This window comes from Ruegeria sp. AWH4_226 (genome assembly GCF_056159225.1).
In genome coordinates, this window is record NZ_JBSWUU010000001.1 from 1,311,642 (window position 1) to 1,331,127 (window position 19,486).

General features: G+C 56.4%; 15 protein-coding genes. 5 read left to right on the top strand and 10 right to left on the bottom strand.

Going from position 1 to position 19,486, the window contains the following annotated elements:
• Positions 1–12 precede the first annotated feature (12 nt).
• The 5 genes from ACXAET_RS06380 to ACXAET_RS06400 all read right to left on the bottom strand — a co-directional run bounded on the left by ACXAET_RS06380 (position 13) and on the right by ACXAET_RS06400 (position 7,827).
• Positions 13–1,407, bottom strand: coding sequence for an amidase (locus tag ACXAET_RS06380; RefSeq protein ID WP_475182781.1), 1,395 nt, complete (start codon positions 1,405–1,407; stop codon positions 13–15).
• Between the two features lie 172 nt (positions 1,408–1,579).
• Positions 1,580–2,704 carry a peptide chain release factor 2 gene (gene prfB / locus ACXAET_RS06385; RefSeq protein WP_475182783.1) on the bottom strand — a complete coding sequence of 375 codons (1,125 nt, stop codon included), beginning with the start codon at positions 2,702–2,704 and terminating at the stop codon, positions 1,580–1,582.
• A gap of 90 nt (positions 2,705–2,794) precedes the next feature.
• A complete protein-coding gene (locus ACXAET_RS06390; RefSeq protein ID WP_475182786.1) occupies positions 2,795–5,281 on the bottom strand; it encodes a penicillin-binding protein 1A in 2,487 nt (828 codons plus the stop codon).
• A 95-nt stretch (positions 5,282–5,376) separates the two neighbouring features.
• Complete coding sequence (locus ACXAET_RS06395; protein WP_475182789.1) at positions 5,377–6,597, bottom strand: N-acetylmuramoyl-L-alanine amidase; 1,221 nt, start codon at positions 6,595–6,597, stop codon at positions 5,377–5,379.
• A 66-nt stretch (positions 6,598–6,663) separates the two neighbouring features.
• Positions 6,664–7,827 (bottom strand): pyridoxal phosphate-dependent aminotransferase, encoded by a 1,164-nt coding sequence (locus tag ACXAET_RS06400; RefSeq protein WP_475182792.1) that lies wholly within the window; start codon positions 7,825–7,827, stop codon positions 6,664–6,666.
• On the opposite strand from ACXAET_RS06400, the gene ACXAET_RS06405 reads away from it, so the two are divergent.
• From ACXAET_RS06405 to ACXAET_RS06415, 3 genes are all read left to right on the top strand, one after another.
• Positions 7,826–9,208 carry a M48 family metalloprotease gene (locus ACXAET_RS06405; RefSeq protein ID WP_475182794.1) on the top strand — a complete coding sequence of 461 codons (1,383 nt, stop codon included), beginning with the start codon at positions 7,826–7,828 and terminating at the stop codon, positions 9,206–9,208. The two genes, ACXAET_RS06400 and ACXAET_RS06405, sit on opposite strands and share 2 nt — an antisense overlap.
• Positions 9,205–9,963 carry a DsbA family protein gene (locus ACXAET_RS06410; RefSeq protein WP_475182797.1) on the top strand — a complete coding sequence of 253 codons (759 nt, stop codon included), beginning with the start codon at positions 9,205–9,207 and terminating at the stop codon, positions 9,961–9,963. The genes ACXAET_RS06405 and ACXAET_RS06410 overlap by 4 nt, the downstream gene beginning before the upstream one ends.
• A 283-nt stretch (positions 9,964–10,246) precedes the next feature.
• The gene (locus tag ACXAET_RS06415; protein ID WP_475182800.1) at positions 10,247–11,146 is read left to right on the top strand and encodes an FkbM family methyltransferase; all 900 of its coding nucleotides are present in this window, start codon (positions 10,247–10,249) and stop codon (positions 11,144–11,146) included.
• A gap of 104 nt (positions 11,147–11,250) precedes the next feature.
• Here the strand turns inward: ACXAET_RS06415 and ispG are convergent, their stop codons facing one another.
• The 3 genes from ispG to hemA all read right to left on the bottom strand — a co-directional run bounded on the left by ispG (position 11,251) and on the right by hemA (position 15,006).
• The gene (gene ispG / locus ACXAET_RS06420) at positions 11,251–12,372 is read right to left on the bottom strand and encodes a flavodoxin-dependent (E)-4-hydroxy-3-methylbut-2-enyl-diphosphate synthase (RefSeq protein WP_475182804.1); all 1,122 of its coding nucleotides are present in this window, start codon (positions 12,370–12,372) and stop codon (positions 11,251–11,253) included.
• A 71-nt stretch (positions 12,373–12,443) separates the two neighbouring features.
• Positions 12,444–13,655, bottom strand: coding sequence for a helix-turn-helix domain-containing protein (locus ACXAET_RS06425; RefSeq protein ID WP_475182806.1), 1,212 nt, complete (start codon positions 13,653–13,655; stop codon positions 12,444–12,446).
• A gap of 127 nt (positions 13,656–13,782) precedes the next feature.
• A complete protein-coding gene (hemA, locus tag ACXAET_RS06430; RefSeq protein ID WP_475182810.1) occupies positions 13,783–15,006 on the bottom strand; it encodes a 5-aminolevulinate synthase in 1,224 nt (407 codons plus the stop codon).
• 320 nt (positions 15,007–15,326) lie between these two features.
• Here hemA and ACXAET_RS06435 point away from each other — a divergent pair, with 320 nt between their 5' ends.
• On the top strand, positions 15,327–16,712 hold the full coding sequence (locus ACXAET_RS06435; RefSeq protein WP_475182813.1) for a dipeptidase: 1,386 nt from the start codon (positions 15,327–15,329) through the stop codon (positions 16,710–16,712).
• A 54-nt stretch (positions 16,713–16,766) separates the two neighbouring features.
• Here ACXAET_RS06435 and lpdA read toward each other — a convergent pair whose 3' ends face one another.
• Positions 16,767–18,161: a dihydrolipoyl dehydrogenase gene (lpdA, locus tag ACXAET_RS06440; protein ID WP_475182816.1), complete on the bottom strand. Its 1,395-nt coding sequence runs from the start codon at positions 18,159–18,161 to the stop codon at positions 16,767–16,769.
• Positions 18,162–18,375: 214 nt separating this feature from the next.
• Here lpdA and ACXAET_RS06445 point away from each other — a divergent pair, with 214 nt between their 5' ends.
• Positions 18,376–18,810, top strand: a complete 435-nt coding sequence (locus ACXAET_RS06445; protein ID WP_475182818.1) for a hypothetical protein — start codon at positions 18,376–18,378, stop codon at positions 18,808–18,810.
• On the opposite strand, the gene ACXAET_RS06450 is transcribed toward ACXAET_RS06445, so the two are convergent.
• Positions 18,807–19,385, bottom strand: a complete 579-nt coding sequence (locus tag ACXAET_RS06450; protein WP_475182822.1) for a DUF924 family protein — start codon at positions 19,383–19,385, stop codon at positions 18,807–18,809. The genes ACXAET_RS06445 and ACXAET_RS06450 overlap by 4 nt on opposite strands.
• Positions 19,386–19,486: the final 101 nt, after the last annotated feature.

Consider the following 19,486-nt stretch of genomic DNA (forward strand, 5'->3'; position numbering starts at 1 on the left):
CCGCTGTTGAGATCACGCCGGTCTTTTCTGGGGCCAGCCGGTCACTTCATGATAGGCTGCGCCCATTGATAGTATACGGGCATCCGATCCCCGCGGGCCAAAGACCTGCATTCCCATCGGCAGCCCCTGCGCGCCGAAACCGACCGGAACCGACAGGCACGGCAGGCCAATCAAACTAACGGGTACCACAACCTGCATCCACCTGTGATAGGTGTCCATCTGTGTCCCGGCGATGGCTGTTGGGTACGGCGTTTCAATCTCGAATGGCCAGACCTGCGCTGATGGCAGGATCAGCGCATCATAGTCCTCGAACAGATCAGCCGCACGCCGAAACCACTCGGATCGCACGACACTGGCATCATGAACCTGCATCGCGGTCAGGCTCATACCAAGGTCCAATTCCCATTGCGCAGTCTCTTTCAGCGCGTCTCGTTGCCCCGACAGCGCGGCAAGGCTTGCGGCCACGCTCCACGCGCGGAGTGTAACCCAACTCTCCCACATCCGCTCCGCCTCAAACGGCGGCGCAACGGGCATTACATCCGCGCCGAGTTTCTCGAATACTCCCAAAGCATCCCCGCACAGGTCGAGTATACCATCCTCAAATGCAAATGCCCCGCCCCAGTCTTTCAGCCACCCAATTCGCAGCCCCTTCAAGTTGGCCGCCTGGACCGGAGACACGGCCGCGTCGGAGCGCCCATGAGGTTGCCGCGGGTCAGGTCCCGAAATCACGTCCAACAACAGGCCCAGATCCTCGGGGCTCCGTGCCATTGGGCCAAGCGTCGAGAGCTGATGCAGGAATCCGTCGCCCACAGGTTCGGACGGCACCCGCCCCCAACTGGGTCGGAACCCGTACACATTGTTCCACGCGGCAGGGTTGCGCAGACTGCCCATCATGTCCGACCCATCCGCCAATGCGACCATTCCTGTTGCCAGCGCCACGGCAGCACCACCGGAAGAGCCACCGCATGATCGGGTCGGATCGTAAGCATTACGCGTCGCCCCGTAGACCGGATTGAACGTATGAGAGCCCAAGCCGAATTCCGGCGTATTGGTTTTGCCAATCAGAATTGCCCCCGCAGCACGCATACGCGCGGCGATCAGGTCGTCTTTCTCTGGCACATGGTTCCGAAAAATCGGCGAGCCCTGAGAGGACACCACCCCGGCGACATTTACCAGATCCTTGACCGCAATCGGCAATCCGTGCAGCGGGCCTTGAATTCCCCCCTCATCCAGTGCATGCGCCTCAGCCATCAAATCATCCGGGTCACGCAGGGAAACAATCGCATTCGCCGACCCGTTCACCGCAGCAATTCGATCCAGCGTCAATTGCATCAACTCACGCGCCGACAAACGTCCGGCGTTCATCGCGCTCAACAGATCACGTGCAGTTGCTTGGCTAAGATTCATTCTGGGCTATCCCTCGTGCAAGGTCAGCCTAGCGGGGGTACACCCTCATTTAAACCCTTTGTTTCAATGAATCTTTTTCGACGCCCGCGGCATCGTGCTGAGGACGTGTAAGAGGGCAAGTTCAATTCATCAATCAGTACAGGAAAGATAGGGGGCAAACCCCCTGCACAGCTTAATCGCCCTGCGCCTCGGATCGGCTTTTGCCCGCCACGTTCAACGCAAGTGTAGCTGCCATGAACCCGTCCAGATCACCATCCAGAACGCCCTTGGTGTCCGAAGTTTCATGGTTCGTGCGCAGGTCTTTGACCATCTGATAGGGTTGCAAGACGTAAGACCTGATCTGGTTGCCCCACCCCGCATCGCCCTTAGCCTCATGAGCCGCGTTGATGTCCGCGTTCCGACGGTCCAGCTCTTGCTGGTACAAACGCGATTTCAGGGCTTTCATCGCGATATCCCGGTTCTGGTGCTGCGATTTCTCGGACGAGGTCACAACAATGCCCGTAGGAATGTGCGTGATCCGCACGGCCGAGTCGGTGGTGTTCACGTGCTGCCCACCTGCGCCCGAAGACCGGTATGTGTCGATCCGGATATCGGACGGGTTAACTTCAATCTCGATATTGTCGTCGACCACCGGATAAACCCAGACCGAGCTGAACGAAGTGTGTCGCTTGGCTGCCGAGTCGAAGGGTGAGATTCTGACCAAACGGTGCACGCCACTTTCAGACTTTAACCAGCCATAGGCGTTATGACCGGATATTTTATAGGCGGCGGATTTAATCCCCGCCTCCTCGCCCGCGGTCTCAGACTGCAATTCGACCGTATAGCCCTTTTTCTCGGCCCAGCGCACATACATCCGTGCGAGCATCGACGCCCAGTCGCAACTTTCGGTGCCACCAGCGCCCGAGTTGATTTCGAGGAATGTATCATTACCGTCGGCCTCGCCATCCAGCAACGCCTCAAGTTCTTTCTTGGCGGCTTTGGATTTCAGGCCCTTTATGGCCTGCTCGGCATCGGTTACGACCTCTTCATCCTCTTCCATCTCGCCCAGTTCGATCAGCTCGATATTATCGCTCAGATCGGTTTTGATGGACTCGTAGGTCTCAATTGCATCGACCAAAAGCTGCCGGTCACGCATCAGTTTCTGCGCGTTTTCCGGGTTATCCCAAAGATTGGGATCCTCGACACGCGCGTTGAACTCTTCAAGTCGATGTGGAGCGGTTTCATAGTCCATACGCTGCGCCAGCAGCTCCAGTGACTTTTCTATCTCTGCCACAATATTCTGGGTTTCGGCGCGCATGGTCTTGTTCCAACTCACTCAATAAGGACTGCCTGATAGCAAGAGGTTACGGGCACCACAAGACAGCAGCGCCGCGAAACACTTCAGATGTCAGTAAAGGCCACCGCCCTGTAGATCACCCTGGCTGGCATTTGGTCCAACGGTGACGGTACTGCCGGTTGACGTGGTGACCTGACGGCCCGAGCTTGCCTCTTCAAACAGCGGCAAGTCAGACCCCATCGCAAACCCGCCGTCATAGACGCGGTCGATGAAACCATCGACGCCGTCGCGGAAATATTCTGCCACCACATAGTCACCGGTGGCATCTTCCGGCAGCCGCGCGCCGCTGAAACGGTCGATTTTTATGAATTGACCACCCGGCGGCACCTCGAACGGTCCACCCCCATATTTCTCAACCGCTTTTTCCATGAAGCTTTGGAAGACCGGACCGCACAACGTGCCGCCATAAGCCCCCCGCCCCATCGGACGCGGGCGGTCATAGCCGATATAGCAGCCAGCCACGATGTTCGAAGTGAAACCGATGAACCACGCATCCTTGGATTCGTTGGTGGTACCTGTCTTGCCGGCCGTCGGCACAGGCAGGTTGACGACTGACGACGCTGTACCGCGATCGACAACGCCCTTCATCATCGACGTCAACTGATACGCGGTAATCGCATCCATGACCTGCCAACGATCAGTCACGATAGTTGGCGACTCGTCCGGCTCTAGCCAGCCAGAATCGCAGTCTACGCACTGTCGGTCATCATGGCGGTAAATGGTCTTGCCGAACCGATCCTGAATGCGGTCAACCAGCGTGGGCTCGACCCGCTCACCGCCATTGGCAAACATCGCGTAGGCGGCGACCATTTTGTAAAGCGTCGTTTCCTCGGCACCTAGCGAATTGGCGAGGAATGCACCCATCCGGTCATAGACGCCAAAGCGTTCCGCGTATCCTGCGACAACAGGCATCGTGACCTCTTGCGCCAGACGGATCGTCATCAGGTTTCGCGATTGCTCTATCCCTGTTCGCAGCGGCGTGGGACCGTAGAATTTATTCGTAGAGTTCTTGGGACGCCACAGACCCTGTGGCGTATTCACCTCGATCGGAGCATCGACAACAATCGTCGCCGGGCTATAGCCGCTGTCCAGCGCTGCCGCATACACGAAGGGTTTAAAGCTTGACCCCGGTTGGCGTTGCGCCTGCGTGGCGCGGTTGAACACCGAGTCCTGATACGAGAACCCGCCTTGCATCGCCAGAACACGCCCCGAGTTCACGTCCATCGCAACAAAGCCGCCCTGCACTTCGGGCACCTGACGAGCGGACCACTGGCCTTCCTCGCCAGCCATCACCAGAATAACATCGCCGCGTTTAAAGTTCGCCGCGAAGTCGCCCTGCATCCACTTGATATCAGACCGCGGGACAACACCGTCTGCTGGTCCATTCTCAATGCCTACTGTCAGCGACTGTTCGGCTACGTTCAAAACCACCGCCGGGTACCACTGTGTTGGCAGCACCACGTCGCGTGGGATTTCCATGATCGCCAGCGCCTCACGCCACTGGGTCTCATCGGCCAGTTTTTCTTCGGGGATCACCTCACCCGTGCCGCGCCATCTGCCACGCGACCGGTCGTATTTCTGTAAGGCAATGCGCAGCGCCTTGGCCGCTTCGACCTGCATTTCCTCATCCACCGAGGCGCGCACGGTGAAACCGCCGGTAAAGAACTCACCCTCACCAAAATCCTCGCTCAGTTGGCGGCGAATTTCGTCCGTGAAGTAATCGCGGGGCGGCAGGGCCGTGCGGAAACTTTCAAAATCACCGTTCTGAACCGAGCGCAGCGGTTGTGCGACTTCGTCTTCATAAGTGGCCCGATCAATGTAGCCGTTCTGCTGCATCTCGCGCAGCACATAGTTCCGGCGCGCCAGCAACCGATCCTTTTGCCGAACAGGATGATAATCAGACGGCGCCTTGGGCATCGCTGCCAGCGTCGCGGCCTCGTGCGGTTCCAACTCTTGCAGTGTTTTATTGAAATAGGTCTGCGCGGCAGCAGTTACGCCATAGGAGTTCTGACCCAGAAAAATCTCGTTCATATAGAGTTCGAGGATCTGTTCCTTATCCAGCGTATCCTCAAGTCGGGTGGCGAGGATGATCTCTTTGATCTTTCGCTCGGCGCGTCGATCACCAGACAACAGAAAATTCTTCATAACCTGCTGGGTAATCGTAGAGGCACCGCGCACGTTTTCGCCCTTGGATTTCACCGCCTCGACCCCGGCTGCGATGATCCCGCGCGGATCATAGCCCTGATGGGTGTAGAAATTCTTGTCTTCGGCCGAGATAAACGCCTGCTTCACCAGATCAGGTATCTCTTCGGACGGAGTAAACAGGCGACGTTCCTGCGCGAACTCGTCGATCAGTTGGCCCTTGCCCGAATAAATTCGGCTGATCGTCGGCGGTTTGTACTGCGCAAGCGATTCATGGCTGGGCAGGTCGCGCCCATACATCCAGAAGATCGCGCCGATCACCAGCGCGGCCATGAAAATTCCCAAGGTGACGAGGCTGAAGATTGCCCCGAAAAAAGAAAGAATAAAACGGATCACGTCACTGCCTTTTACTCGCGCTGCCGCCTATATAGTGATGCCCCGTTGCGAGGTCAAAACGTGGTGGCTTATATTAGCCGGTTTGCGCCGCAGGGTCACTGGCCAATCAGGGACCTTTTTACCTGATCGTCTCTGCGCCACTGTTCTAATCCGTGCACAATCCCACGCGCCATGGCTTTGCGCCATTCGGGGTCCTTTATGTTTTTCAGGTCCCTTGTGTTTGAGAGAAACCCAAGCTCCACCAAAACGGACGGAATATCCGCTGCTTTGAGTACAGAAAATGACGCCCGGCGGATCGGTCGGTTGTTCATTGGTCCCCCTTGCTGTGCCATCCCGCTTGCAAGCGCCCGGGCCAGGGCATCAGTACGAGGCTTGGTTTCCTGCCGAGCAATATCCATCAGTACATCGGCCACTTGGTCGTCTGCCCCGCTCAGATCGATACCCGAAATCAGGTCGCCCCGGTCATGACGTTCAGCCAACTTGCGGCTTGCAACGTCCGACGCTTCTTCAGACAGCGTATAAATTACGGCTCCATGCGCCTGTCCTTCCAACAGGATATCTGCGTGCAACGAGATAAAAACATCCGCGCCTGACCTGTGCGCCAAGGCAATGCGGCGTTCCAGACTAACAAAGTGGTCATCGTCACGTGTCAGCATCACCTGATAGCCACCGGCACGCAGCAGAGTTTCGCGCAGCTCGCGTGCGAAGGTCAGCATGAGGGTTTTCTCATTCGTCCCGCCGGCCTCGGCCCCCGGATCAATGCCACCGTGGCCGGGGTCCAGCATAACCAGTAATGGGCGCGTACCATCGCGCCCCGGCGATGCAGGCCGGACTACCGGTTCCGGCAAGTCCCAGTCCGGTTGGCGTGGTGCGCCGGCACTGGCGGTAAAACTGTCGAAATCAGTGCCGCGTAAACCCAGTGAAAGATGCGCTTTTCCGGTCACCTGATCCACGCGCAAGTCTGCGGTATCCACGGCCAGCGGCGCACCAAGCTCCAACACCATCCGCGACCAACCCGGAACATACGCACCATATTTCACGTCGCTGATCCGGTCAGTTTGCAAAAAGCTGTCGACCTCAAGCCCTGTCCAATCAACTTCCTGGAAATCCAGAACCATTCGGTAGGGATCGCGTAGGGTGAAAATCCGGTACGGCACGCCCTGACTTAAACCAAGGTCCACACGAACTCCCGCGCGACCGCTGTCCGTAATGCGGCTTTGCTCAGGTAAAATGCGTGCAAGCGCACTAAAATCGTACGCAAGCGCAGCACCGGTCAGCGCCCAGATCAGGGCGATGGCGTAGAAAATCCTGCTCATGGCCTCAAGTTTTCCCGAGATCGTTTGATTTACAGCCTAACCGACCCGCGCCGCTTTGTGAACGGTTTACGCTGGCGCGGCGCTTGTCGTGCGTTGCGCCATGAAACGTTGCAGGCGAAGCAAGCCTTCTTCGATATCCTCCGACGCGCGGGCATAGGAAAAGCGCAGCGTGTGATGACCCCGTACCGGGTCGAAATCCAACCCCGGCGTAACGGCCACACCGGCCTGTTCGAGAATTTCAGCCGCAAAGGCGCGGCTATCATCGGTCAGGTCAGAGACATCGGCATAGACATAGAAAGCCCCGTCAGGTGGAGCAATATTGGTAAACCCTGCCTTCGGCAGACCATCCAGCATCAGCGCGCGATTGCGGCGATATACGTCCAGGTTGGCCTGAAGCTCGTCTTCACAATCCATAGCCGCCAGCGCCGCGACCTGGCTGGCATGTGGGGCGCAGATGAACATGTTCTGGGCAATGCGTTCGGTCACGCGTACCTGATCTTCAGGCACAACCATCCATCCGACCCGCCAGCCTGTCATTGAAAAATACTTTGAGAATGAGTTGATAACGTAGCACTCATCCGTCAATTCCAACGCGGTTACCGCTTTGGCTTCATATTCCAGACCGTGGTAAATCTCATCACTGATGAACGACGCCCCTTGCCCGTGCGCCGCCTCGATCAGCGCGGACATGGCGGTGTGATCTAACATCGTACCGGTGGGGTTGGCCGGGGACGCAACCATCAAACCTTGCAGGTCGAGCCCAGCAAAATCAGCAGGCACCGGCTGCAAACGGTTTTCAGGCGCGGTCGGCAGATCGACCGGAACCAAACCCAGTGCCTTGAGGATCTGCCGGTAGGATGGATAGCCCGGCGCGCCAATGCCGACCCGGTCTCCGCTGTCGAACAGTGCCGTAAACGCCAGAAGGAACCCGCCCGACGAACCTGGCGTTATCACCACCCGATCCGGGTTTAAGTCGACGTTATACCACTCGCCATAAAGCCGGGCGATCCGCTGGCGCAGCGCCGGCAGACCCAAAGCCACTGTGTATCCCAACGGGCCCTGCTCCATCGCTTGTGCCAGCGCCTTGGTCGCCCCAGTGGGTGCGCCGGTTCCGGGCTGGCCCACCTCCATGTGGATAATGTGGCGCCCGGCTTCTTCGGCGCGGCGAGCGGCCTCCATCACGTCCATCACGATAAAAGGATCGACCCCGGACCGGGTTGAGTTTTTCATGCCCATCTCCCATGTTGCGGCCATGGCTTTTGAACGCTTATGCAGGGTGTCGTCAATCCCGGCCGTGTTGCTGGCAGCAGTGACATGGATGTCAAGCGTTGTTCCAACAACCGCTCAGGGCTTGATACGAGATCCAGATATAGAGCACGGATTGCGGGAACTGGCCTTCCCGATACTGCGTGCCGCCGGGTTGAATACTAATCGGGTTAGAATTCTGGTTGTGAATGACGGCACATTTAACGCCTTTGTTATCGACTATGGTGCGATCTATTTGAATTACGGGCTGATTTTGTCGGTTGATAGCCCCGATATGCTGCAGGCCGTTATCGCGCATGAGGCCGCGCATATCGCGAACGGTCATCTGGCCAGGCGCGTTGAGAACCTGGGGGCTGCGAACCGTAACGCCGGAATTGGCACTGCCCTCGCCCTGATTGCAGCAATTGCCGGCGGAGGCGAAGCCGCAGCTGGTATTGCCGCTGGTACACAAGGCGCTGCAATACGCAGCTTTCTGGCTCATACACGCGCCGAAGAAGCCTCGGCCGATCGCAGCGCTGCAAGCTATCTCAGGTCGGCGGGAATCTCACCCGCCGGGATGGTTGCGCTACATCGCAAATTCGCGGGACAAGAGTTGCTGAACGCGGTTAATCAAGACCCGTATATGCGCTCGCATCCCACGAGCCGCGAACGTCTGCGCGCAGCAGAGGCTTTCCTGGACCAATACGGCGATTGGTCGAAGACAGACCCAAATGCCGAGTACTGGTTTGCACGGGTAAAAGGTAAATTATCCGCGTTCCTGCGGTCATCAACGTGGACTTTGCGACGTGCAAAAGAAGAAACCGCGCATGACATTCGTCTGATGCGTGAAGCAGCTGCTCATCATCAAAACCGTAATCTGGCAGCGGCCCGGGCGGCGATTGATGGCGCCCTGGCCATTCGCCCGGACGATCCATTTTATTTTGAGTTAAAGGGCCAGATATTACTGGAAAACCGCCAGTTGCAGGACGCAGTCTCTGCCTATAGCAATGCAGTGGACAAAGCCCCGAATAACGCATTGATTCTTGCTGGCTACGGCCGCGCGCTTTTAGCGAGCGATCAAACTAAGAGCGCCCTTCAAGTCCTTGAAAAAGCAAGACAAAGAGATTACCTGAACGCCCGCCTGATGCATGACCTTGGAATGGCATATGCAAAGGTTGGAAACAATGGAATGGCTTCGGTCGTGACTTCAGAACGATATGCCTTGCAGGGCCAATTGACCGACGCAGGCATTCACGCAAAACGGGCCTTAGGGATACTGCCCGAAGGCTCACCGGGTTGGCAACGGGCACAGGACGTGCTGATTGCCTCGGAACGCGCAAAGAAAGCGAAAAGGAAACTGAAATGATCCTCAGACGTGCAGCACCCGCCCTTGTCGGGCTCTCCCTTATGACCAGCCCTGCCCTGGCGCTGGACCTGAACGCGCTCAGCGATGCTGAAAAAGCTGAGTTCGGCGCGCAGGTGCGCGAATACCTGCTGGAAAACCCCGAAGTGATCCTTGAGGCGATAGACATCCTGGAACAGCGCAATGCCGCGCTGGAAGTGGCGGCCGACAAAGAATTGGTCAAGGCAAATGCGGATGACTTGTTCAACGACGGCTACAGCTGGGTCGGCGGCAACCCCGAGGGCGACATCACCTTGGTCGAGTTCATGGATTACCGCTGCGGCTATTGCCGCCGTGCAGTTTCAGAAGTTGCCAGCTTGCTGGCCGAAGACGGCAATATCCGGTTCGTGATCAAGGAACTCCCGATCCTGGGTGAGGCCTCGGTTCTGTCATCACGTTTCGCGGTAGCCACCAAACATGTGGCCGGCGACGATGCCTATAAACAGGTCCACGACGCCCTGATGGAATTCAACGGTGAACCGAATGAAATCTCGTTGCGCCGTATTTCTGACGGTTTGGGATTGGACAGCGACGCAATCATTGCGGCGATGGACAGTGAACAAGTGACTGACGAAATCACGCGCACCCGCGCGCTGGCACAGCGAATGAATATCTCGGGAACGCCATCTTTCGTCCTAGGCACCGAAATGCTGCGCGGCTTCCTGCCTGCCGAGCAAATGCAGCAGATCGCCGACGGTGTTCGCGCAGATCGCAGTTGAGCGTTTGGGGCGGTTACACCGCCCCTACACCTTCGCGGCGACAGAACCAAATTTGCATAGTCACACAATTCCGTTCTGCCCCACCTGCCGCAATACTGGTGGCTAAATCGTTCTTAGCCAGGCCATCAAAAAAGACCGTAAATCAGTTTGTTACCACCAAAACGGTTAAAAAGCCGTTGGCAATCGCCTTCTCAGTCAACCCTCAAGTTTGAAGTTCACAACCTGCGTTTTCAACGATATCTTCTAATATATCAAAAACATTGACCTATAGGCCTGGATACGCATGAGCAACAATAGGAACTCTGGACTTTCCCGCGCCGCACGTCGTGTTCGTGATGCGGGACGTGTCCTTCGTGGAAAGAAAATAGCCGCCGATCCAGTTGCTTATCGCCCGAGAACCGCTGGCCTAACCGCAGACACCGCGCACCAGTATCCCAAGGCGGATCAGGGTATCATTGTCGATATCGGCATGAATGACGGTAAGGACACGCAGTATTACCGCAAAAGGGGGTTTCACGTCATCGCGGTCGAGGCCATCCCTGACTTATGTGCCACGGTCGCCCAACAGTTTGTAGATCTCGGCGTCGATGGGGTCGATATCCGCAATTTCGCCGTGACCGACGGCAGCACGGACGAAGTGGCGTTTTACGTCAACAAGTTTACCTCGGCTTGGAGTTCAGTCGACGAGGAAATCGGAAGCCGAATGGACGGCGCCGAAAAAATCACAGTTCCGGCGGTGGACTTGTCGAATGAACTCGCCTCGGTTTCCAAACAGATCAAGTACATCAAGATCGATATCGAAGGCTATGATAGTGTTGCGCTTTCACAAGTTATGACGCTGCCAAATCTACCGCCCTATATTTCGGTGGAAAACGGCAGCTCGGATATGCTCAACATTCTGTACGAGAACGGGTATGACCGTTTCAAGTTTTCCAACCAGAATTATGTGGAAACGCAAACGGTTTCGCCGCTTTCACCGCACGGCAAGATCGTTGATCATCAGTTTGAGTCGGGGGCATCTGGCGTATTTGGTGAAGACCTTCCGGGAAACTGGCTTTCGTACGAAGACACTTTGAAGGTTCAAAAGGCCCTGAATCTCGCCAGTCAAACAGCACCTGACAACCTCTTTGCAGAGGTCATAGGCTGGTTTGATTTACACGCAAAGCACTCATCTGCAAAATAGAACTTATCGCTGAACTGGTTGTGAGACCAGTCTTTCGCGCTGATCGGCAAAAAGCGCTCCGAGTCAAAGGACAGATATCCGCCACGCTTGTTGACCGGAGAGGATTACTCGGCGGCTTCCTGCGCGGCGTCCAACTCGGCCGCTTTTTTCTCGACCTGCTCGACGATGTGGTCAATCATCTGATCGTTGGACATCTTGTGACTGGTCTTGCCGGCAAGATAGACCATGCCCGAACCTGCACCCCCGCCGGTAAAGCCGACATCGGTCATCAACGCCTCACCCGGGCCGTTTACCACACAGCCGATGATCGACAGGCTCATCGGTGTCTTGATATGTTCCAGCCGCTGCTCCAACGCCTCAACCGTCTTTATCACGTCAAACCCCTGCCGCGCGCAGGACGGGCAGGAGATGATGTTGACGCCGCGGTGGCGCAACCCAAGAGATTTCAGGATTTCATAACCAACCTTAACCTCTTCGACCGGATCAGCGGACAGGCTTACGCGGATCGTGTCGCCGATCCCCATCCATAGTAAATTGCCCAGCCCGATGGCCGATTTGATAGTGCCCGAGACCAGCCCCCCAGCCTCGGTTATGCCCAAATGGATCGGTGCGTCGGTTGCCTCGGCGATACCCTGGTAGGCAGCGGCCGACAGGAACACGTCGCTGGCCTTTACGCTTATTTTGAACTCGTGAAAGTCGTTGTCCTGAAGAATGCGGATATGCTCTAACCCGCTTTCGACCATGGCCTCGGGGCAAGGCTCAGCGTATTTTTCTAGCAGATGCTTTTCCAGGCTGCCCGCATTCACCCCGATCCGGATCGAGCAATTGTGGTCTCGGGCGGCTTTGATGACCTCTTTCACCCGCTTTTCATCACCAATATTGCCCGGATTGATCCGCAAGCAGGCGGCACCGGCTTCGGCAGATTCAATCCCTCTTTTGTAGTGGAAGTGGATATCGGCAACGATCGGCACCGGGCTTTCGCGCACAATCTCCTTCAACGCCTTGGAAGAGGCCTCATCCGGGACTGAGACCCGCACGATATCCGCGCCCGCCTCAGCCGCGGCTTGCACCTGGGCCACCGTCGCCGCCACGTCGGTTGTCAGTGTGTTGGTCATCGTCTGAACGGCAATCGGCGCGTCGCCGCCAACGGGAACATCACCGACCATAATCTGGCGGGATTTGCGACGATAAATATTGCGCCACGGACGAACATGATTGAGCGACATAAAGACAAATCCAACGCTGGCTAGACTAGGTCTTTAAATAGACCGCCTACCGGAGCATCGCAATGGCTAGATCACTCGGCAGGGGCTTCTGTTGCTTGCGCCTTAAGCTCAGCGACCAACTGTTTGAGGGCACTGTTTTGCTCTGCCTCAAGATCAGCAACCGCATAGCTTTCAGCAACGGCATCCTTGGACAGCACGACGCCTTTGGCAACCGTACCCGGCGCACCCGCAGGCCCATAGTGTTCGCCATTCATCGAAAAGAACACCGATCCCGAAGCACCTGCGCGCAACAATGGTGGTTCTTCGGTCAGCGGAACCTCAAAAACACTGCCCTGTTCAACTGTGCCTAGGGTGCCTTCGAAAATCACGCTGCCATCCGCTGCCGTTACCCGCATCCAGGATGGGTTCACCGCAACGATCTTTAGCGTCGTATCAATCTGTTCAACAACCTGCGGCAAAGCAGGGCGCTCAACCGTGTGAACCTCGGCGATCTCGACCTGCGGCAACTGCTGCGGCAGGAAGGTTCCGACTGTGCGTGGGTCCAGAGTTGAGATCGGCGCATCACGCGCCACTAAGACCGGCACGTCCAAAGCCTGTGGGCGATACAGGCGGTCCAATGCCTCGGTGCTGGGGTTGTCTGCAACGTTGGTTTCGGTCGCGGAACCAGAGCGCGCGGCATCCAATGGATCAAGATCAGACAGAACGACAGGCGCTTGCTCAACCGGGCTGACCTGCACTTGCTGAATCCGATTCAGAACCGACCAGCCGCCATAGCCGATGCCGCAGATCACCGCGATCAGCACCAATGACGATCCAATAGCCCGCGGTTCAATCTGGCTGACCAGCGATTCCCGACCCGGTAGGTACGGCGTATTGGGAGAGATGAATGGATCGCGGCCCATCGACCCTTGAGTACGCAGGCCGCCAGTTGGTTTCCGCACAACCGATGCCTCAGCCGACATACCATGCGCGACCTCGAAACCGCTTTCTTCACAGAAGGCGGCAAATGTTTCGTCCGGGTTCATCCCGAGATACCGCGCATAGGAACGCACGTATCCGGCAATAAAGCCGGGTGTGTCGAACGCGTCTGGGTCAGCGTCCTCGATCGCAGCAATGTAGTTGGCCTTTATGCGCAATTCCCGCTGAACATCGAGAAGGGACTTGCCCATCGTTGCGCGCTCACCCCGCATCCTGTCGCCAAGCCGAACTTCATAGTCGTCATAGCCCTTTGGCCTGACGTCAGTATCGCGTTCGGATTCGCGCTGAGATCTGCGCCCAATCATCCCTGCTGCCCCATTTTGCCTTCGCGTGTTTCACGCTAACGGAGAATCGCGTTGTAAATGATTCGCCCGTTAATATTGTTACTTAACTCTAACACGCGCCAAAGCAGTTGCACACTTTCCCGTGAGGCTAACCTGCAAGTTCGGCGCGATTTAGCGCACAATGTGACCAAAGTTCGTCCATGGCTTGAACCAAACGGTTCATTTCATCAGGTCCATGCACAGGGGATGGGGTAAAACGCAGCCGCTCTGTTCCGCGCGGGACAGTCGGGAAATTGATCGGCTGCACGTAAATTCCAAAGTCATCAAGCAACCGGTCGCTGAGGATTTTGGTATGCACGGGGTCGCCGACGATCACTGGAACGATATGGCTTCCATGGTCGATCAACGGCAAACCCAGCCCCTTCAAGCGCAGCTTCAGAATTTTGGCCTGCGTTTGATGCTGCTCACGCAGTTCAACAGCTGTTTTCAAATGGGCGACAGATGCTGCCGCGCCCGCCGCAATCGCCGGCGGCAAAGACGTCGTGAAAATGAAGCCCGGCGCGTAAGAGCGCACGGCATCGCACATTTTCTCGCTGGCTGCGATATAGCCACCCATTACGCCAAACGCCTTGGCAAGCGTTCCGTTGATGATGTCGATGCGATGCGCCAGGCGATCACGGTCAGTCACACCACCGCCGCGCGGGCCATACATACCAACGGCGTGGACTTCGTCGATATAAGTCAGTGCACCAAATTCATCGGCCAGGTCACAGATGGCCTCGATTGGACCAAAATCACCGTCCATCGAATAGATCGATTCGAAGGCGATCAACTTGGGCGCATCAGGGTCATCTGCTTCAAGCAGTTCGCGCAGATGGGCTACATCATTGTGGCGGAAAATACGCTTGGCACCGCCATTCCGGCGCACGCCTTCGATCATCGAGGCGTGGTTCAGCGCATCAGAATAAATAATCAGGCCTGGAAACAGTTTCGGCAGGGTGCTGAGCGTGGCGTCATTGGCAATATACGCGCTGGTGAACAAAAGCGCGGCCTCTTTGCCATGCAGATCAGCCAGTTCAGCCTCAAGACGTTTGTGGTAAACCGTGGTGCCCGAGATATTGCGCGTACCACCCGAGCCCGCCCCGGCTGACTCAATAGCTTCGTGCATGGCATCCAGTACAATAGGGTTCTGCCCCATGCCCAGATAGTCATTGCCACACCAAACGGTGACATTCTGCTGTGACCCGTCCGGGCGTGTCCGCACCGCATGTGGGAAATGGCCGTTTCGGCGTTCGATATCGATAAAGGTCCGGTAACGTCCTTCATCATGTAGCCTGGCAATCGCTGTATCGAGCTGAGCAGTATAGTCCACCGATGTCTCCTTACGTGCCCGACCCAAGACTTATTCGGCCCGGCGATGTTCCCGACGCCATGACCGGACAAAGCCGAGCGCGCGCCTGTGCGTTCCCTTGTAGCAAATACATATAAACGACATTGGGATCACATGTTTGATTTGCATCAAATATCCCGTCACATCAGCATGGACAAGTAAAGTTACGGCCTCCAGACGCGGGGAAACGACGCAGGTGTTTCCAAGTGTTTCCGATATTGTACCACATTCCGCCAAAGCGGACTGGACGGCGCCGGTGGCGCTGATAGGGTCGCGCCAAATACTACAAGCAGGAGACCCCTATGTCGTTGGACGACGTTTTGAACCGCATCGACGCTGATTTGCAGACCTCTATCGACCGTCTGATGGAACTGCTGCGCATTCCGTCAATTTCGACAGACCCGGCCTATGACTCGCAGGTGGATCAGGCTGCCGATTGGCTGGTGGCTGATCTGCAAACCATTGGGATTGCTTCTGAAAAGCGCAAGACAGCTGGTCATCCCATGGTCGTTGGCCATATCGGAGAAGACGGCGACGCGCCGCATGTCCTGTTTTACGGACACTACGATGTGCAACCGGTGGACCCATTGAACCTGTGGACGCGCGACCCGTTCGATCCGGCCATCGAAGAAACTGACAACGGACCCGTCATCCGGGGCCGTGGATCGTCGGACGACAAGGGCCAGTTGATGACATTTGTCGAGGCCTGCCGGGCGTGGAAAGCAGTACATGGGTCCCTGCCCTGCCGCATCACCTTTTTCTTTGAGGGCGAAGAGGAATCCGGCTCTCCTTCCTTGGTTCCGTTCCTTCGCGAAAACGCGGCCGAGTTGAAAGCAGACCTGGCACTGGTGTGCGACACCTCGATGGTCTCGCGCGGTGTGCCTTCGATTGCTTCGCAACTGCGCGGGATGCTCAAGGACGAATTCACAATTATTGGCCCTCGGATCGACCTGCATTCGGGCCACTACGGCGGCCCCGGTTTGAACCCACTACGAGAGTTGTCGAAAATCGTCGCCTCATTCTATGACGATGAAACCGGTCGCGTCGCGGTCGAAGGGTTCTATGAAGGTGTCCACGAAGTGCCGGCCGAGCAGTTGAAGCAATGGGAAACCTGCGGCTTTGACGAGGACGATTATCTAAAGTCCGTTGGGTACTCGCAGCCCCATGGCGAAAAGGGATATTCAACGCTGGAGCAGCAATGGGCACGGCCGACGCTTGAGGTTAACGGCCTGTGGGGTGGATATAACGGCGCCGGATCGAAAACGGTCATCCCGTCGGAAGCGCATTGCAAGATCACCTGCAGGTTGGTCGGCGAGATGGACCCTGACGCACTGCGCGACAAAATTCGCAAGCACGTCGAAGACCGCCTGTCACCCGATGCAAAGATCGAGTGGGACAATGATCTTGAGGGCTCTCCTGCCTCAGTGATGAATCTAGATCGCCCGGAATTCGAAGCTGCCCGTGGTGCCTTGTCAGATGAATGGGGCCGCGAGGCCGTCTTCACCGGGATGGGCGGATCGATTCCTGTTGTGGGATATTTCAACACGGAACTCGGGTTGGATTCGATGCTGGTCGGTTTCGCGAATGATGACGATGCCATCCACTCGCCAAATGAAAAGTATGACGTGAAAAGCTTTCACAAAGGCATCAGGTCCTGGGCGCGCATCTTGGACGCCTTGACCCGCTAAAGAAAAAAGGCACCGCTTCTCCGGCGGTGCCTTTTCCAGCGGACCAACCCGAATTTACATGTGAATAACTTGACCGTAAGCGTCCAACACGCTTTCGTGCATCATTTCTGACAGCGTCGGGTGCGGGAACACCGTGTTCATCAGGTCCTCTTCCGTGGTCTCTAGTTGCCGACCCACAACATAGCCCTGAATCAACTCAGTCACTTCTGCGCCAATCATATGCGCGCCCAACAACTCACCTGTCTTGGCGTCAAACACGGTTTTGATCATCCCCTCGGGCTCACCCAAGGCGATGGCTTTGCCGTTGCCGATAAAGGGAAAACGGCCCACTTTGACGTCATGGCCAAGTTCTTTGGCCTTGGCTTCGGTGTATCCGACCGAGGCAACCTGCGGGTGGCAATAGGTGCAGCCTGCGATGCTTTCGGGCTTAACTGGGTGCGCGTGTTTGCCTGCGATCAACTCGGCCACCATGACGCCTTCATGGCTGGCTTTGTGCGCCAGCCAGGGCGCGCCCGCGATGTCACCGATGGCATAAAGCCCATCAACCCCGGTGCGGCAGAACTCATCAGTCACGACATGGGTCCGGTCAACCTTAACACCCAGCGCCTCAAGCCCGAGGTTTTCAACGTTGCCGACGATCCCGACGGCCGAGATTACAGTGTCAAACTCGTGCTTCTCGATTTTGCCCTTCACTTCGATATGCGCGGTGACTTTGCCCTTGGCGCGGTCCAGTTGCTTGACCATCGCCTTTTCCATGATGGTCATCCCCTGCTTGGTGAAGGCTTTCTTGGCAAAGGCGCTGATCTCAGCATCTTCGACCGGCAATACCCGATCCATCACTTCGACCACCGTCGTATCCGCACCCAAGGTGTTGTAGAAACTGGCAAATTCAATGCCGATCGCACCCGATCCAATGACCAACAGTTTTTTAGGCATGCGCGGCGGCATCAGGGCATGTTTGTACGTCCAAACCAGATCGCCGTCAGCCTCAAGCCCCGGCAGCTCACGCGCCCGGGCACCAGTCGCAAGGACGATGTTTTTCGCGGTCAACTCTTCGCTGCCCTTGTCGGTCTTGACGCTCACCTTGCCTTTTGCCGGGATCGTTGCCTCACCCATGATCACGGTGACCTTGTTCTTCTTGAGAAGATGACCAACGCCGCTGGTCAGTTGCTTGGCCACTCCGCGAGAGCGTTTGACCACAGCATCCAGATCGTAGCCGAACTTGTCTGCGGTCAGGCCAAAATCTTTAGCGCGCTCCATCAGGTGAAACACTTCCGAAGACCTCAGCATCGCCTTGGTCGGGATGCATCCCCAATTCAGGCAAATGCCGCCCAAATGTTCACGTTCGACCACGGCTGTTTTTAAACCCAGCTGTGCCGCGCGAATGGCAGCCACATAGCCACCCGGACCAGCGCCGATTACGATCAGATCAAAAGATTGTGCAGCCATGGTTCCCTCTCGGCGCAGGTCGGTTGTAAAATTAGTTTACCATTAAACTATATCCCAGAACGCATCAATACACCTTTCCCGCGACATAACAGACGCGGGCGAAATGTAACGCTTCATGCGGATTTCAGCCTATACCGCACGAGTTTCAATGGCTAGAACATAGGTGCCGAATTAGACGTTCAGTCCTAAACGCAAGTTATTCGAGAGGCTTATCATGGCCAAAACATTCAAAGATCTTTTGCTTGCCCTGCTCAATGCCACGCTCATCCTTGTGGCGCTATGCCTCTTTCTTGGGTGGCGGCTGGCAACGACCGTAGAAGACATCACCACAGTCTTTTCAGAAAAAGTGCAGATTGTCGCGCCGCTAAAAGACGAAATTCGCGGTATCCGAGGTGAGATTGCAGCCCTGCGCAGCGATATTACGAGCATTCAGGACAGCGGAACTGTTACGGATATTGCCGAGAAACTGCGCATTTCAACGGCTTTGGCAACGCTCGATAACATGGAAGCGAGGATGCAGGCTTCGCAGGCCCGCATTGCTGAGATTACCGAGTCACCGGAAACGTTGATTAACTCTGCCATAGAAAAATCGGCCGACGTGGTCGCCGACCGGATTATTGCTGTTCGAGGCTGCGTGCCCCAGTCCTAGCCGGCGGCCTGCAGTTCGCGGACCGTTGCACCGTATCCGCCCATGTCGACATAGGCTGCTTCGTGTGCCGTCATCGGACGCTTCAGGGCTTCGTTCCGGTACGGAAACCGCCCAAACTTGCGGATCACTTCACGATGCGCACGTGCGTGCAACAGATTTCTTTGGTCGCTACTGGGCATATTTTGACACATCAGACGAACACAGCGTTCCTGATCGCACAAGTTTTCCGAATGCATCAAAGGCAGGTAAAAGAACTGCCGCGCGGGTTCGTCGATCCTAAGATCCCACCCTTTGTCTATCGCACATTTGGCTGCCGACAGGGCGGCGCGATCTGATGCGAAGGCCTTGGCGCTGCCACGGAACATATTACGCGGGAACTGGTCCATCAGTATAATATAGGCCAGCGACCCATTGGGATAGGTCAACCAAAGAGAAAACTTGCCTTCATTCGCGACTTCCCAAGTGGTTAAAAACCGTTCGCGAATGTCTGCGTCCAAAGCGTCGTCTTGTAGATACCAACCCTTGGGACCAATTTTATCTAACCAAAAACTCAATACTTCTTCAGGACCAACCATTGCCCTTCACTCCGTCGTGTTGCCCTCCCCAGGGACGTAAGGTCATTAAATGCGTATTTACAGATTTGTTACAGTAAAAAATTGCAACATTTGCGACATAA